At 40.3% G+C, this 15,970-nt stretch carries 12 protein-coding genes; 6 read left to right on the forward strand and 6 right to left on the reverse strand.

Annotated features, from left to right (window positions below; translation table 11 throughout):
- The first annotated feature begins 113 nt into the window (after positions 1-113).
- The gene (locus tag GR160_RS02205; protein ID WP_160748196.1) at positions 114-971 is read left to right on the forward strand and encodes a DUF2911 domain-containing protein; all 858 of its coding nucleotides are present in this window, start codon (positions 114-116) and stop codon (positions 969-971) included.
- An 84-nt stretch (positions 972-1,055) separates the two neighbouring features.
- On the opposite strand, the gene prfB is transcribed toward GR160_RS02205, so the two are convergent.
- Positions 1,056-2,157 (reverse strand): peptide chain release factor 2 gene (gene prfB, locus GR160_RS02210; RefSeq protein ID WP_160748197.1). Its coding sequence is split into 2 segments (ribosomal slippage): positions 1,056-2,093 and positions 2,095-2,157, totalling 1,101 coding nucleotides; the frame shifts between segments, so codons are not numbered across the junction.
- A gap of 55 nt (positions 2,158-2,212) precedes the next feature.
- Here prfB and GR160_RS02215 point away from each other — a divergent pair.
- Positions 2,213-3,238, forward strand: coding sequence for a low specificity L-threonine aldolase (locus GR160_RS02215; protein WP_160748198.1), 1,026 nt, complete (start codon positions 2,213-2,215; stop codon positions 3,236-3,238).
- A gap of 119 nt (positions 3,239-3,357) precedes the next feature.
- Here the strand turns inward: GR160_RS02215 and trmD are convergent, their stop codons facing one another.
- Positions 3,358-4,032: a tRNA (guanosine(37)-N1)-methyltransferase TrmD gene (gene trmD, locus GR160_RS02220; RefSeq protein ID WP_160748199.1), complete on the reverse strand. Its 675-nt coding sequence runs from the start codon at positions 4,030-4,032 to the stop codon at positions 3,358-3,360.
- A 461-nt stretch (positions 4,033-4,493) separates the two neighbouring features.
- On the opposite strand from trmD, the gene GR160_RS02225 reads away from it, so the two are divergent.
- Complete coding sequence (locus GR160_RS02225; RefSeq protein ID WP_160748200.1) at positions 4,494-9,365, forward strand: PKD domain-containing protein; 4,872 nt, start codon at positions 4,494-4,496, stop codon at positions 9,363-9,365.
- 182 nt (positions 9,366-9,547) lie between these two features.
- Here GR160_RS02225 and GR160_RS02230 read toward each other — a convergent pair whose 3' ends face one another.
- Together GR160_RS02230 and GR160_RS02235 are read right to left on the reverse strand one after the other, a co-directional pair.
- On the reverse strand, positions 9,548-9,997 hold the full coding sequence (locus GR160_RS02230; protein WP_160748201.1) for a DUF1569 domain-containing protein: 450 nt from the start codon (positions 9,995-9,997) through the stop codon (positions 9,548-9,550).
- A gap of 37 nt (positions 9,998-10,034) precedes the next feature.
- A complete protein-coding gene (locus GR160_RS02235; protein WP_160748202.1) occupies positions 10,035-10,838 on the reverse strand; it encodes a bifunctional 2-polyprenyl-6-hydroxyphenol methylase/3-demethylubiquinol 3-O-methyltransferase UbiG in 804 nt (267 codons plus the stop codon).
- Positions 10,839-10,943: 105 nt separating this feature from the next.
- Between GR160_RS02235 and GR160_RS02240 the strand changes: the two genes are divergently transcribed.
- Positions 10,944-11,876, forward strand: a complete 933-nt coding sequence (locus GR160_RS02240) for a peptidylprolyl isomerase (protein WP_160748203.1) — start codon at positions 10,944-10,946, stop codon at positions 11,874-11,876.
- A 141-nt stretch (positions 11,877-12,017) separates the two neighbouring features.
- The gene (locus GR160_RS02245) at positions 12,018-12,350 is read left to right on the forward strand and encodes a tRNA-binding protein (protein ID WP_160748969.1); all 333 of its coding nucleotides are present in this window, start codon (positions 12,018-12,020) and stop codon (positions 12,348-12,350) included.
- 81 nt (positions 12,351-12,431) lie between these two features.
- Here the strand turns inward: GR160_RS02245 and GR160_RS02250 are convergent, their stop codons facing one another.
- Positions 12,432-12,803 (reverse strand): PUR family DNA/RNA-binding protein, encoded by a 372-nt coding sequence (locus GR160_RS02250; protein WP_160748204.1) that lies wholly within the window; start codon positions 12,801-12,803, stop codon positions 12,432-12,434.
- A gap of 69 nt (positions 12,804-12,872) precedes the next feature.
- Positions 12,873-14,630 carry an ABC transporter ATP-binding protein gene (locus GR160_RS02255; RefSeq protein WP_160748205.1) on the reverse strand — a complete coding sequence of 586 codons (1,758 nt, stop codon included), beginning with the start codon at positions 14,628-14,630 and terminating at the stop codon, positions 12,873-12,875.
- 197 nt (positions 14,631-14,827) lie between these two features.
- Here GR160_RS02255 and GR160_RS02260 point away from each other — a divergent pair, with 197 nt between their 5' ends.
- Entirely contained in the window at positions 14,828-15,931 is a 1,104-nt protein-coding gene (locus tag GR160_RS02260) for a Glu/Leu/Phe/Val dehydrogenase (RefSeq protein ID WP_160748206.1), read from the forward strand.
- Positions 15,932-15,970: the final 39 nt, after the last annotated feature.

Here is a 15,970-nt window from a genome sequence, read left to right on the forward strand (position 1 = left end):
AGCGAATGTATTTTTTATACGGCTACAACTGCTGCTATTTTTGAGTTTTTTTTAACAGCCATAACAAGGCAAATTGTTAATTTTGCTTTAACAACATTTTTAATTGTAATACCATGAAAAGAATACTTGCCTCAGCCATTATTGCGCTGGCATTTATACTGAGTGCCCAGGCACAAATTCAAACGCCGCAGGCAAGCCCTAAAGCAGTTATTGAGCAAACGGTAGGTCTTACTACCGTTAAAATAGATTATTCGAGGCCAAGCGCAAGAGGCAGGGCTGTATACGGAGAGTTAGTGCCATTTGGCAGGTTGTGGAGAACAGGAGCCAATTCTAATACAGTTATTACTTTTAGCGACGATGTTGTTATTGCAGGAAAATCGTTAAGGGCAGGAAGCTATGCACTGTACACCCAGCCGAAAGCCGACAGTTGGGATATAATTTTTTATACCGATACTAAAAACTGGGGACTTCCTGAAAAGTGGGATGACAGTAAAGAGGCTGTAAGAGCTACGGTAAAACCGGAATTCTTAAACCGAAATGTTGAAACGCTTACTATTGGCCTTAATGCTTTAGAGAACGATTATGGTTTCCTTGAAATTGCATGGGAAAAAACCATGGTTGCCCTTAAAATAGAGGTGCCTACAAAAGCCACTGCGCTTAAAAGTATAGACGAGGCTATGAGCGGCCCTACAGCAGGTGCTTATTTTGCAGCTGCCCAATATTACTATCAGAGCAACGCCGACCTTAATAAAGCACTAACGTGGATTAACCAAGCTGTAGATAAAACGCCACAGGGCGAAGATACTCCTTTTTACATGCTTAGGCAAAAAGCCCTTATACAAGCTAAACTAGGCGACAAAAAAGGTGCTATAGAGACTGCCAAGCTATCGTTGGCAGGGGCAGAAAAAGCCAATAACCCTGATTATATTAAAATGAATAGGGACTCTATAAACGAGTGGAGCAAAAAATAATTGGTTTCTTTCATATAGAAAAGTGGTCAGGAAGAATATTCCTGACCACTTTTTTTATTGAACTAATTTGTGTGAAATAAATTCTTAATTCTCTTCTTCTTTTTGTCCCATCATCATAAGGTAGGCTTTCAGGAACTCGTCAATGTTGCCGTTCATAACACCATCCACATCGCTGGTTTCGTGTGCAGTGCGCACGTCTTTAACCAGTTTGTATGGGTGCATCACATAATTGCGGATTTGCGAACCCCACTCGATTTTCATTTTGTTGGCTTCAATTTCATCGCGCATGGCCTGGCGTTTCTTAAGCTCAATTTCATATAGTTGAGACTTTAAGAGTTGCATAGCCTTTATCTTGTTGTCAAGCTGCGAACGCGTTTCGGAGTTTTCAATGATAATCCCGGTAGGGTGGTGGCGCAGTCGCACTGCTGTTTCAACCTTATTAACGTTCTGTCCGCCTGCACCGCTGCTTCGCATGGTTTCCCAGCTAATATCACTTGGGTTTATCTCTATCTCAATAGTATCATCGGCAAGTGGGTACACATATACAGATGCAAATGATGTGTGGCGCTTGGCATTACTGTCAAACGGGGAGATACGCACCAGTCGGTGCACGCCGTTTTCGCCTTTAAGCCAGCCAAAGCTAAAATCGCCTTCAAACTCCAGTGTAACGGTTTTTATACCGGCAACCTCACCCTCCTGAAAGTTGAGTTCCTTAACCTTATAGCCGTGTTTTTCGCCCCACATAATATACATGCGCATTAGCATGCTGGCCCAGTCGCAACTCTCAGTACCACCGGCTCCGGCTGTAATTTGCAGTACGGCACTCATGCTGTCGCCTTCGTCGCTAAGCATATTTTTAAATTCGAGGTTTTCTATATGTGTAATAGTTTGGCTGTATTGCTCATCCAACTCCTCTTCACTAAGGTCGCCTTCTTTAAAAAAGTCATACATTATTTGTAGCTCTTCGGCAAAGTCGTTAGCCTTATTATAGTCTTCGATCCACTTTTTCTTGCTTCGCAGGTTGCGCACAATAGCCTCTGCCTCTTTGGCATTATTCCAAAAATCAGGGGCATAGGTTTTTTCTTCCTCGTTGGTAATCTCTATTAACTTCCTGTCAATGTCAAAGATACCTCCTCAGCGCACCAAGGCGCTCTATAATACCTTTTATTTGTTCGGTATTTGTCATAAATAGTGTAGTTTTGTATTAGCTTAAGCAAAAATAAGCTATACTTTTTAATTTTATGGAAATAAATTTAATTAGCGATACCGTTACTAAACCGGGGCACGAAATGTTGCAGCACATGTTCAGGGCTAAGGTGGGTGATGATGTTTTTAAACAGGATCCAACCGTAAACGAACTGGAAGAAACCCTTGCCGGACTTTTTGGTATGGAGGCTGCTTTGTTTTTTCCGAGTGGCACAATGGCCAACCAAACAGGCATAAAGCTGCATACCCAGCCGGGCGATGAGATGATTTGCGATAAATGGGCACACGTTTATAACTATGAAGGGGGTGGAGCTGCGTTTAATAGTGGTGTACAGTCAAGACTGATAGATGGCAATCGTGGCATGATTACCGCTGCACAGGTTGCAGAGGCTATTAACCCACCCGATTTTTACCACAGTCCTCTTACGTCGTTGGTAGCAATAGAAAATACAACCAATAAAGGTGGCGGGGCATGCTATGATCTGCAAACACTGGTTAATATAAAAGAAGTTTGCGTTAAGAACAATCTTAAATACCACCTTGACGGTGCGCGTTTATGGAATGCTCTTGTGGCACGTAAACAGCACCCTAAGCAATTTGGTCAGTTGTTCGATACAATATCGGTTTGTTTGTCTAAAGGGCTTGGTGCGCCTGTGGGCAGTGTGCTTATGGGTACTAAAGAAGATATGGACAGGGCATTGCGCATTCGCAAAATATTTGGAGGTGGCATGCGCCAGGCGGGCTATTTGGCTGCAGCAGGACTGTATGCGCTTAAAAACAATGTGGGCCGCCTTGAAGAAGACCACCGCAGGGCAAAACAGCTTGGTGGTTTACTACAACAATTGCCATGGATACAAACAGTGGAGCCAGTAGAAACCAACATTCTTATATTCTCCCTAAAACCGCAATACAGCGAAGCCGCCTTAATAGAAAAACTAAAGCAGAAAAGTATTTTTATAAGCTCTTTAGGAAAAGGAAAGTTACGTATTGTGACTCATTTAGATTATAAAGAAGTAATGCATCAGTATGTGCTGGAAGCTTTCCAGAAGATGGTGTTTTAGTTTTTGTTTCAGGTTTAAAGTTCCAAGTTGCTCACTCATATTTGATTGGTGTATCTTTTACCTGTATTTCAGTCCAACGGGTAACCTAAAACTTTAAACTTTAAACCTGAAACTAAAAATTACTCAAGTAAATCCGGTCTTCTTGTTTTTGTGTGTTCATAAGCCATATCCTCGCGCCATTTATCAATATTTGCCTGATGTCCGCTCAATAAAATATCGGGCACTTTCCAGCCTTTATATTCTGCAGGGCGGGTGTAAACGGGCGGGGCAAGCAGGTTGTCCTGAAAACTGTCGGTAAGGGCAGAGGTTTCATTACTCAGTACACCGGGAATTAAACGTATTATAGAATCGGCCACCACGGCTGCGGCAAGTTCGCCGCCAGATAATACGAAATCGCCTATAGAAATTTCCTTCGTAATAAAATTATCGCGCACGCGTTGATCTACACCTTTATAATGTCCGCATAAAATAATAATATTTTTTAATAAAGACATGCTGTTTGCCATGCCTTGGTTTAGCGTTTCGCCATCGGGGGTCATGTATATAACCTCATCATAATCGCGTTCGCTCTTAAGTTTGGTTATAACGGCATCAATAGGTTCAATCATCATTACCATTCCTGCACCGCCGCCAAACTGGTAGTCGTCTACATTTTTGTGTTTATTGGTGCTGTAATCCCTTAAGTTGTGAAGGTGTACTTCTACAAGGCCTTTGTCTTGCGCACGCTTAAGTATCGAAGCTTCAAACGGGCTGCGCAGCAATTCGGGTAACACGGTAATGATATCAATTCTCATAAAAGTAAATTCAAAAGTAAGAGAATGCAAAGTTACAAAGTTTAGCCTCAATAAGCAGTAGATAGTATATAGGGATGTTAAAATCTCCTATAAAAGTGAAACTATATTTCGTGTACGAAATATCTCATATCAAAATTTGAATAAACATGACGCTGATTATTAATATATTAAATAACGTATGTTTTCAATTTGAAGCATTACCCACTCAAGTTTGAGTAATAAATTCCGTGAACGTTAAAAAATATGTTAAAGATTAAAAGTCAATTTATCCGACGAAGGGTAAAATGTTAAATTATTGTCAGTATAATTGATTTTTTTGTTTTAAAAATAATGATGTTCGTGATTTTTTTTACAAATAAATCATAATTATTTTAAGATTTTATTAACATTTGGTAAATATTGTCCCTCTAAATTTAAGAAACGTTCAACCTTTTATTAACAATTATTTACCAATTAACTTCATGAGAAAAGCACTACAACTGCAAAAAAAGAGTGTGCTACTCTTTTTATTTTTCGTGTGTTGGCTGTTGGCCATACCCGAAAAATTACAGGCTCAACAAACCGTTTCAATCATCTGGGACAAAGAGACAGGATGTCTTGTTTATGATGACAAGCGAAAAGAATTCGGCGAAGATATTGAGCCTTCTGCCTGTGTTCGTGTTTGCGAATACAGTACAGTAACCTATTCGCTTACAGGTAACACTACCGGTTGGCAAAGTACCAACTGGAATGTTGCCGGGGGAACAATTAACTCCCAAACGCTTACAACATGCACCGTTACCTGGGGTGCTGCAGGAGCTGCAACAGTAACTGCTACTATTAACAAGACCAATGGTACTACACAGACGGAACAGATTTGTGTGGAGATCATAAACTCGCCACGTGCCCGTTTTGGTCTTATGCCCGATCTTAATGCAACTCATTTTGACGGATGCGTTCAGGATACTTTTTATTTTGTAAATACATCAATAACCAACGGCGGTACAGCGCTTATAGCATACTACTGGGAATTTGGAGATGGCGATACTTCATCAGAATTTCAACCATCGCATAATTATGCTCAGGCAGGCAATTATACTGTAAGGTTAACGGTAACAAATGCCTGTAACTGTACGGATACTTATGAAATGACAGTGAGAGTAGGTGAAGGCGGTTTTGAGATAATATGTCCGAGTGTGGTTTGTGACGGTGAAAGAGCCAGTTATACCGTACCTCAGGATGTAATTGATGGCTGTGCCTCTGTAGGATACAACTGGTCTGTTGTAGGCGGTACTATAGTTTCACCTACTCCATATGGCCCACAAATATTAGTAGACTGGGATAATGTTGATGCCAATGGCTTTGGTTATGTATCATTGGATGCAACAAGCTGCAACCTACAGTGCGCAGGTATAAGTACAGCCCAAATTCCGGTTATACAATCTAACGGAACTATTTTAGGAGAGTCAGTACTGTGCGAGAACGAACAGGGCATGTATAAGCTGCCGCAATGGCCTTCTACAGAATTTACATGGACCATAGACAGCGGAAGCACAGGAGCGGTTTTAGTGCAAACACAATTGCCTAATGAAGTTATTGTGCAAACACAAAATGCTTCTGGCACTATTACATTGCGTGCTACATATCGCAACACTCTTTTAAACTGTGGTGGAACAGCAACGATTGTAATTACTGTAAGGCCACAGGCTATTATACAGGGGCCGGTTGCTTTATGCAGGGGTAATTCCGGCAGCTATACTATACAGGGCGGCTACAGCGGAACATTTACACTTTCTGGCCCAAGCGGAACGACTACCTATACAGGTACAACATTTACTCCTACTTTTAATGTAGCAGGTAATTATACACTTACCGTAAGCGGAAGCACTTTTTGTAAGCCAGGCCAGTTAACAATTATTGTTAAGGATAAAGAGCCGACGCCAACTGCTATAAACGGGCCTTCTGTTGCCTGTCCCGGTGTGCCTACGGCCTATAGTGTTACTAACACTGTGCCTGGTACTGTTATAAAATGGGCTGTAGTTGGAGGTACTATTGTTGGTAGCAATTCAGGCAACGAAATTACTGTAAACTTTAGTGGTTCCGGTCCTTATACGGTTCAGGCATGGAGAGAAAGCCTTAGTGCTCCAAATTGTCCGTCTAATGTTTTAAGCAAAACGGTAACATATCCTGTTGTTAATGCAACTGTAAGCGGTCCTACGCATGCCTGCTCAAGTACTTTTTCAAACTATTCGGTTAATTATGCCGAGGGAGAAGAATACAGTTGGAGTATTTCTCCTGCCGATGCGGGTACTGTTACAGTAGGAGATGGTACACAAAATGTTACCGTGCTATGGAATGAATATAACGGTACAGCTTATGTTGTTCTTAATATTACAAAATGTGGCGTAATGGGCCCGGGTATCCCTTATCCGGTACAGGTAATTACAGCTCCAATAGTTTCGTTATCAAACCCGCCTACACAAATTTGTGAGGGCTCTCCTGTAACGCTTACCTTAGCATCTACACCGTCATTAACTCAAGGTACAATTACCTGGGATTTTGGAGATGGTACTTCGGTTACTACAGATCATACCATGCCAAACTGGCTAACAGTAACCCATCCTTATTCTAACTCAGGAACAGCCAATGTAGGCTATACTATCCACGTTACTGTTGAAAATGGTAACGGTTGCTTTAATGATGCTTCTACCACTCATTTACTAACAGTGTTACCTGCTCCGGTTGCCTCTTTGAGCCCTGCGGGTAATTATGCAATTTGTCCAACATTTACCTCGCAAAATATAACGGTTAATATACAGGGAGGGATTGCTGCAACATCAAATATAAAATGGTATAGAAACAATGTACTGCAATCGTCCGGTATGTCTACAACATTTACCGCAACTACTTTAGGTAGTTATTATGCTGTTGTTACAGGCTTAAACGGTTGTACAACAACGACCAATACTGTTACCTATACTAATGATTGTATTCCGTTGCCTGACTGTAACAGCGGCCAAACTGTTACACTAAATACACCGGTTAACTCCTGTGGTGTAGTAACTGTAACAGGAAGCTATACCGGAGCGCCATCGAACATTGTATGGTACACGAATGTTACGCCTGTATCTCAAAGTACAACAAACACAAGTGGTTCGTTTACTTTTGCAGAAAGTGGAGTTTATACTATATTTTATCAGGTAACTTATGGAACATGTATTGTTACGAGAAGCCAAAATGTAACGGTATCTTACATGCCAGAGCTTAAATATACTGTAACCTGTGGCACAGGCGGAGGTTATAGTGTTACCTTGCTTGATAACTCCAACTATTTCCCCGGGCATCCTATAAACAGCCATATATTTAGGGTAAATACTACAAATTATAGTGTAGGTACTGCGGTATCGCACACAGTAAATTTAATGCCGGGCACTTATACTTTAGGTCTTACTATAGATGGCACAACCAGTACCCCTTGTAGTGTAAGCCCTATAACTTTGGTACTGCCTGCCATGCCAAGCTCGGCGTTTACAAGCACTGCACCACGATGTGAAGAGGCAGTTATTAGTTTTACGCCTGCACAGTCGGGACTTAGTTACAGATGGGAATTGAGACCTGGTGTGTTCAACCTGCAACCTGTTGCATCAGCGGCTTATAATCCTAACGGAATTTATCCTGTAAGTCTTACTGTAACCAACGAGTTTGGTTGCCAGACAACTACTACACAAAACCTTACCATTATAGATAACCTGCTCGCAGGTACTATAACCCGTTCTCCTGCCAATGGTACGGTTTGCGAGGGTTCTTCAGTAGCATTGTCTTATACACCTAATTCAGGAACGCCGCCAGCTAACTCTTACCAATGGAAACGAGGAAGTACTGTTGTCGCTACTACTGCTACTTACAATGCAACAATATCCGGCAGCTATACTGTTACAGTATCTACCACACAGGGATGTACATTTACCACACCTGCTGTAAATGTTACCATTATAGACCTTCCGTCTACAACCATATCTGGACCGTTGGCTATTTGTAGCGGCAGCACCTTTACATGGTCGGTTCCGGATGCCGGAACAGGAGCATTATACGAATGGCGCAAAAGCCCAAGTACAACCATAATAGGTACTACAAGGTCTTTGGTACAAAACCTTACAGCAGTGGGTACTCATACCTACAGTATAACTGTAAGAATTCCTAACGGTTCGGGCGGTTATTGTGTTTCTACACAAAGCCAAACATTAACGGTTAACCCTAATCCGGCTACACCAACCATAACGTTTGGATCTTTAGATTGCGATACTTATACTTTAGAATTACACGCCAATGCCAGCGGTGCAGGTACCTTTACATGGAGCAATGGTATGAGTGGCCAAACCATACAGGTAACCCAGGGTGGCAGTTATATGGTAACGTTTACCAATACTTCGGGATGTTCATCATCTGCGCAGATAGATGTACCAAAAGATCCTGCTATACACTTATGGGGTGTGCCGGACGGTTGCTACACGTTTTGCGATGGTGGACTTGCAGGCTCTACGCTTACAGGCACAACACAACCATTTGCTTACTGGGAATGGCTATTTAACGGCAGTGCCGTAGATGCGGGGGCTAATACTAATGTGCCACCACTCGATGTTAATCTTTATGGCTCAGGAACCTATCAACTATTGCTTAATAGCGGTTTGTGTGACAGGATCAGTGAAGAGGTAAATATTGATACTACGAGAAAATGTGAGTGTGATATAAGGGTGAAAGTTAGAAGGATTGAGTCTATTCGTGGAGATATATGCTCTTATCAGGTTATACTTGATTTCAGTAATCCATATTCAACTCCATTACAGGTAACGCTTACGGCTCCAAACGGCGAAGGTATTTTTGTTCCGTCTACGGTTACAATAAATCCGGCAACTACTACATCGGTAGCTGTAGTTTTCATACCGCTCAATTCATTCAATGGCGGAGGTGTATCTATTAATGTAGATTCGCTTTTAGAAGGTGGCAAATTATGCTTTACCAAGTTTGCTATAGAGTTCCCACGTTGTGGAGAGTCGGCAAGAACCAGCAGACTTGCCCAAAGCGGAGAAAGTTTTGCTAAAGCAGATCTTATTGTTGCACCAAACCCTGCAAACGACGTTGTAGAATTAAACTATAAATATGCAGGTGTTGCTGAAGGCGATGTAAGAACATTACAGATATATACTTTAATGGGCGTATTACTTGAAACCCATACACCTGAAAATGGTGCCGGTATATGGAAAGCCGATCTTGGACGCTATCCGGCAGGACAGTACCTGATCGTGATGAAACTCAATGGAGAAGTAATCATTCAAAAAGCCCTGATAGTAAAATAATTATTTTTTACACAGATATCCTTTTTTGTAAAGGCAGCGTTCGCGCTGCCTTTACTTTTAAAATCAATAAACGTTATCTGTATTTTACTATTGATGAGTGAATGTTGAGTATAACAACAAGCTCCAAAACCCTGAGATATTACTCTCAGGGTTTTGGAGCTTGTTCTTTTATAATTGTTATATTAAACCCCGAATTGCTTTAAATGATAGTCGAGATGTTTCCATTGCAGTATATCCCATTCTTCAGGAGTCATTTCGCCCATTAACGGGTGTCTGGTAACCTTAATGGCAGCATGCCCGTCTTTTGCAAAAACAGCTACGCGCTCTTTAAGACCCTGTCTTGCCTCGTCAAACTTGGGCTCATGCCTTATTATAAATTCTTTTATTGCAGATTGGTCTCTATGAAATAGTTTTGGATCGGCCAATTTTTTGCGGCGCGATGCCCCAAAAAAATAACTTTTCCAGTGTGGTGCAATATGCAGTGTGCCATAAGCCACATCTATTGGTTTTTGGCAATGCAACAACATTTGGCTAACGGTCATTTTACCCCATTGCGAAAGGGTTATGGGCGACAGTTGGTCTATGCGGTCTAATATATTCTGGTTGCCCTGCGGGTCATACAAGCTCTCCATTGTAGTAAGTAGTTTACGCAAAAATAATAATAAATACCTAAGAATTTTTAATAGCTTTTATAGAATATACCATAGGTATTTTGTCGCCTAGGTTAGCTATCCTGAACTTACCGGGTTCGAATTCTGCCATTCCGTTAAAACAGTTGTAGGGTGAATAATCATACTCATTAAACATTTCTATAGTGAGGTTTTGCTTAATAAGGCTGTTTATCACCTCTGTAAGGCTGTGATTCCAGCTTACGGTTTGGTTAGTAATAGGGGCATTTGTATTGGCATACGTTCCGGTTTCGTCTTCTATAATAGCATTGCTTTTAAAATAACGGTAGATAATGGCTGTAAAATCATTATTAAACATCCAAAGCACCGGATGAAATTCTGCAATTACAAATGTACCGCCCGGTTTAAGGAAATGACTTATAACACTGGCCCATCTATCTAAATCCGGCAGCCAGCCTATGGTGCCGTAACTTGTAAAAACAACATCAAATTTTTCATGAAGTACTTCGGGCAGGCTATAAATATCACAACATATAAATTGTGCAGGCACATCCAGTTCTGCTGCAATATCCTGCGCTTTTTGTATGGCGGCATCCGAAAAATCCACTCCAGTAGCATTAGCTCCTAATCGTGCTAAAGAAATTGTATCCTGCCCAAAATGGCATTGCAGGTGCAATACTTTTTTGTTGGCAAAATTGCCAAGCAATTTTAATTCGATATCTTTCAAAGTACATTTTCCGGCCATAAATCCAGGCATATCGTAAAAATCAGAGGCAACGTGAACAGGAATTTTATTATTCCATGCTTTTTTGTTGAGGGCTATATAGTTGTCTTCGGTTTTCATAATTAAAATTTTGGCAATCCAAATTTACTTTTTTGTTATGAAGCAGGGCTTAACAGAGTTAGAAATTATTTGTAAATTTGCGCTTCACGACAAATAAAAAACATAATGGAAAACGGGATTTACGCAAAATTCAATACGACAAAAGGTGTTATTCTTGTTAAGCTTACATATGATCTTACTCCGGGCACCGTGGGTAACTTTGTAGGTCTTGCAGAAGGCAACCTCGAAAATAATGAAAAACCACAAGGCAAACGTTTTTATGACGGACTTAAATTTCACCGTGTTATTGCCGATTTTATGATACAGGGCGGATGCCCACAAGGCAGAGGTACAGGTGGACCTGGCTATCAGTTTGATGATGAATTTCACCCATCACTAAGGCACGATGGCCCTGGTGTGCTTTCTATGGCAAATTCTGGCCCGGGCAGCAATGGCTCGCAGTTTTTCATTACGCATGTGGCTACACCGTGGTTAGATGATAAACATACTGTGTTTGGCAATGTGGTAGAAGGACAGGATGTGGTTGATGCTATACAGCAGGGCGATACTATTGAAAGCCTTGAAATTATACGCGAAGGTGATGAGGCTAAAAACTGGAATGCAATAGAGGCTTTCCGTACATTTGAAGGCTCGCGCGAAAAGAGGCTTGCTGAAGCTAAAAAACAGGCGGAGGAAGCTTTAGAAAAACTTGCTGCTGGTTTTGATAAGACTGAGAGCGGATTACGTTATAAAATAATCCAGAAAGGTAACGGTAAAAAAGCCGAAAAGGGTAAAAAAGTATCTGTACATTATAAAGGTTCGTTAGAGAATGGGCAAGTGTTTGACTCTTCATACAACCGCAAACAGCCAATTGATTTTCAGTTGGGTGTTGGCCAGGTAATTTCAGGCTGGGACGAAGGTATTGCCCTGCTTGAAGTAGGAGATAAGGCACGTTTTGTTATACCGTCTCACCTTGGCTACGGTTCGCGTGGTGCCGGTGGTGTAATTCCTCCTAATGCTACACTTATATTTGATGTAGAACTAATGGATGTTAAGTAATTAGGAATTACGAATTACCAATGATGATATTGAGGCTGCCGTAAGGCGGCCTCTTTTTATTGTAGCGTTTACAGAATATTTTAACTCAATACAAATTATTATATTGCTGAATTGCTACATTAACCCATTAAAAAAATGAATATGTTAACCTGGGAAGAATTTGAAAAAACCGAAATGCGCGTAGGTACAATTACAGAAGCTAATGATTTTCCGGAAGCTCACAAACCTGCCTATCAGCTAACCATAGATTTTGGAGCAGAGATAGGTATAAGAAAATCGTCGGCACAAATAACCAAACGCTACACTAAAGAGGTATTAGTTGGAAGGCAGATTGTTGCAGTGGTAAATTTTCCTAAAAAACAAATAGGTAAATTTATGAGTGAATGTCTTGTACTTGGTGCGGTAGGCGAGGAAGGTGATGTTATACTTCTTGCCCCTGATTTTAAAGTTGAGAACGGATTAAGGATAGGGTAATTTTATACTTTTAGCTATAATTATAAAAGCCCTTGATACAAATGCATCAAGGGCTTTTATAAAATTAAAATGGTTCGCATTTTAAATATCGTCAAAATTAATGTCGGTAAAACTTTCAGTAGTTACAACTTCAGGCTCTTTATCTCCAAAAAGTTTCCTGAAATCTTTTTGATGTCTTTCAGATATTACTTCTTCACCTTTGTTGCTAAGTACATAGCCAGTCATTTCATCTAAAATTTCCTTAAATGCTACAAAGTCTTCTTTGTAAAGATAAATTTTATGTTTTTTAAAATGAAAAGAGCCGTCTTCTTCAGTAAATTTCTTGCTCTCTGTAATGGTAATGTAATAGTCGTCGGCTTTTGTTGCCCTCACATCAAAGAAGTAAGTTCTTCTTCCTGCCCTTAAAACTTTAGAAAAGATCTCTTCCTTTTCAAGCATGTCATGTTCTCTCATACCCCTTGTTCATTTATATGGTTTATGTGGTCTTCAAAAATCTAAAAAAAATCTAAAAAAAGCAACAATTTAGAGTAATTCTTTTTCAGAAATTTGTTTAAGGTACAGTTCTTTATAATATCCTTGCTGGCTCACTAACTGATTGTGAGTGCCTTGTTCTATTATTTTTCCGTCGTCGAGTATAATTATCCTGTCTGCATTTTTTGCCGAAGAAACCCTATGGCTTACAATGATAGTGGTTTTATCTCTGCAAAAATCCATAAGATTGTTGAGTATTGCCTCTTCCGTTTCGTTGTCTACCGCGCTTAAACAATCGTCAAGCAGTAATATTGGTGCGTCTTTAATAAGCGCACGTGCAATGCTTACGCGCTGTTTCTGCCCACCCGACAGGGTTATGCCACGTTCGCCCAATATAGTTTCATACTGATGGGTAAAACTCTCTATATTGTGGTGCACTACGGCTTTTTTGGCAACATCGGTAATTTCGGTATCAGTAACATCTTCTTTACCAAACTTAATATTGTTCTTAATGCTGTCGCTAAATAAAAAGGCATCCTGTGGCACAAAACCTATGCTGTTGCGAAGGTCAAAAAGGTTTGCCTCACGCGCATCCTGACTATCTATGGTAACGCTGCCGGTGGTAGGGTCATATAACCTGCTGATAAGCGATAATACTGTACTCTTGCCCGACCCTGTCCTGCCCAATATGGCAAGAGTTTCGCCTTTATTTACAGTAAAGCTTACATCTTTAAGGGCGGTTATATTAGTGTCTTCGTAAGTAAAGCTTACATTATTAAACGCTATCTGGCCTAAAACAGGAGTGTGGTCAGGGTTATTATTTACAATATCAGGTTCTGTTTTAAGGAACTCGTTAATGCGTTTTTGCGAAGCCTCTGCCTCCTGTACCATGCTGCTTATCCACCCCAAAGATGCCACAGGCCATGTTAGCATGTTTATGTAAAGTACAAATTGAGCAATAACACCAATATCTGCAATCGCACCATCAATATACATCTGCCCGCCTACATAAATAACCACAAGGTTGCTTATTCCTATCAACAATATCATTAAAGGGCCAAAAAGCGCACTTACTTTTGCAAGCCCCATATTTTTTTTAACGCTGTCGCGCGATAGTTCTGTAAAGCCTTCCTCTTTTTGTCCTTCAAGTGCATAGGCTTTTATAACGCGAATGCCGCTAAACATTTCCTGCGCATAGCTCGAAAGTTTACTGAGGTTTTGCTGGGTCAGCGTGCTGCGACGGTTAATTTCTTTACTTACCCAATAAATACTGTATGCAAGCAGCGGTAACGGTAAAAGAGTATAAAAGGTTAGTTTAGGCGATATAATATACATTTGAGTGCCTATTACTGCAAAACGTATAATGGTGTTGAGGGCATACATAATGGCTGGTCCTACGTATTGTCGCACACGGTTAACGTCTTCGCTAATACGGTTCATAAGGTCTCCGGTACGGTTCTTTTTATAGAAGCTTTGCGACAGGTTTTCGTAATGGCGAAATACTTCATTTTTTAGGTCAAACTCTATATGGCGAGACATTACAATTAATGTTTGGCGCATGGCAAAAGTTAATATTCCTGCAATAAGGGTAGTACCAATAATGAGTAATATGTAAGTGTTAAGTTCGCCTTTAACAGCATCTATACTTGTATTGCCCTGAGCATATTTTTCAATGGCAGATATAGATTTACCTACATAGCTGGGGGTAAAAAGCGAAAATACCTGAGAGGCTATGGTAATGAAAATCCCTAAAAAAAATTGAAATTTATATTTTATAAAATATTTGTTTAAATACTGTAATTCTTTCATGGTAATGCATTGATGTATGTAAAATCAGTAGGCGGATATGTTAATTGCTTTGCTGAATTTTTAATGAAAAATCTATAAAAAACGTTTTAGTAAATTACATTAATCATAATAAAAGTTGTTTTTTGAGCCTCTTTGTAATAAAATGTGTAAATTTGCTTTTAGGTTTTAGATTTTTTTATAATTAAAATAACGTTATTATGGTAGCAGAAGTTATTAAGGCGAACGAACTTTTTAAAGTTGACCCCGTATTTGGCCAGCCATCGTTTAATGATCATGAGCAAATTGTTTTTTGCAATGACAAAGATACTGGTTTAAAAGCAATAATTGGCATCCATAATACAGTTTTGGGGCCTGCGCTTGGCGGCACACGCATGTGGAGCTATGCTAACGAATGGGAAGCTTTGAACGATGTTTTAAGGCTTTCAAGAGGGATGACCTACAAATCGGCCATATCAGGTTTAAACCTTGGTGGTGGTAAAGCGGTTATAATTGGTAACGCTGCCACAGATAAAACACCGGAACTTATTACACGATTCGGTCAGTTTGTAAACTCGCTTAGTGGGAAATACATCACTGCAGAAGACGTAGGCACCACTACACCGGATATGGACCTTATTCGCGATGTAACCCCACATGTAACAGGTATATCTGAAAGCAGGGGGGGCAGCGGAAATCCATCGCCTGTAACTGCCTATGGTGTGTATATGGGTATGAAAGCGGCTGCGACCTATAAATTTGGGTCGGCTAACCTTGATGGTAAAAAGGTATTGGTGCAGGGAGTTGGCCATGTAGGTGAAACGCTTATAGATTTCCTTACTAGAGAAGGCGCTCTTGTACAGATAACTGACATTAACGAAGAAAAACTACAGGCGGTAGCAGCAAAATATGGTGCTTCTATCTTTACAGGTGAAGACCTATATAGTGCCGATGTAGATATTTATGCTCCGTGTGCCCTTGGTGCAACCATAAACGATACTACTATAAACAAACTTAAAGCAAAGGTTATTGCAGGTGCTGCTAACAACCAGCTTGCTGTAGAACAGGTTCATGGCAAAATATTAATGGAAAAAGGTATTAGCTATGCTCCCGACTTTTTAATTAATGCCGGAGGTATTATTAATGTCTATGGTGAAATTGCAGGTTATGGTAAAGAAGAAGCCCTGAAAAGGACTGAGAATATTTATAATACTACGTTAGAGATATTTCACTTTGCTGAAAGTAATAATATTACTACACATCAGGCAGCTATGCAGATAGCGCAAAAGCGTATTGATGACCGAAAAAAAGAAACCGCTAAATAATTAGCGTAAAACAATAATATTCTTAATTTTGCAGGGCGA

The sequence above is a fragment of the Flavobacterium sp. Sd200 genome (genome assembly GCF_009826935.1).
Taxonomy (GTDB): domain Bacteria; phylum Bacteroidota; class Bacteroidia; order Flavobacteriales; family Flavobacteriaceae; genus Flavobacterium.

Bases quoted from the DNA above. Each gene is read 5' to 3' on its own strand.
- GR160_RS02235 (WP_160748202.1), bottom strand. From the start codon at position 10,838: ATGAAAACCGAAGACAACTATATAGCCCTCAACAAAAAAGCATGGAAT.
- GR160_RS02225 (WP_160748200.1), top strand. From the start codon at position 4,494: ATGAGAAAAGCACTACAACTGCAAAAAAAGAGTGTGCTACTCTTTTTA.
- GR160_RS02215 (WP_160748198.1), top strand. From the start codon at position 2,213: ATGGAAATAAATTTAATTAGCGATACCGTTACTAAACCGGGGCACGAA.
- GR160_RS02260 (WP_160748206.1), top strand. From the start codon at position 14,828: ATGGTAGCAGAAGTTATTAAGGCGAACGAACTTTTTAAAGTTGACCCC.
- trmD (WP_160748199.1), bottom strand. From the start codon at position 4,032: ATGAGAATTGATATCATTACCGTGTTACCCGAATTGCTGCGCAGCCCG.
- GR160_RS02240 (WP_160748203.1), top strand. From the start codon at position 10,944: ATGGAAAACGGGATTTACGCAAAATTCAATACGACAAAAGGTGTTATT.
- GR160_RS02255 (WP_160748205.1), bottom strand. From the start codon at position 14,630: ATGAAAGAATTACAGTATTTAAACAAATATTTTATAAAATATAAATTT.
- GR160_RS02245 (WP_160748969.1), top strand. From the start codon at position 12,018: ATGTTAACCTGGGAAGAATTTGAAAAAACCGAAATGCGCGTAGGTACA.
- GR160_RS02205 (WP_160748196.1), top strand. From the start codon at position 114: ATGAAAAGAATACTTGCCTCAGCCATTATTGCGCTGGCATTTATACTG.
- GR160_RS02250 (WP_160748204.1), bottom strand. From the start codon at position 12,803: ATGAGAGAACATGACATGCTTGAAAAGGAAGAGATCTTTTCTAAAGTT.
- GR160_RS02230 (WP_160748201.1), bottom strand. From the start codon at position 9,997: ATGGAGAGCTTGTATGACCCGCAGGGCAACCAGAATATATTAGACCGC.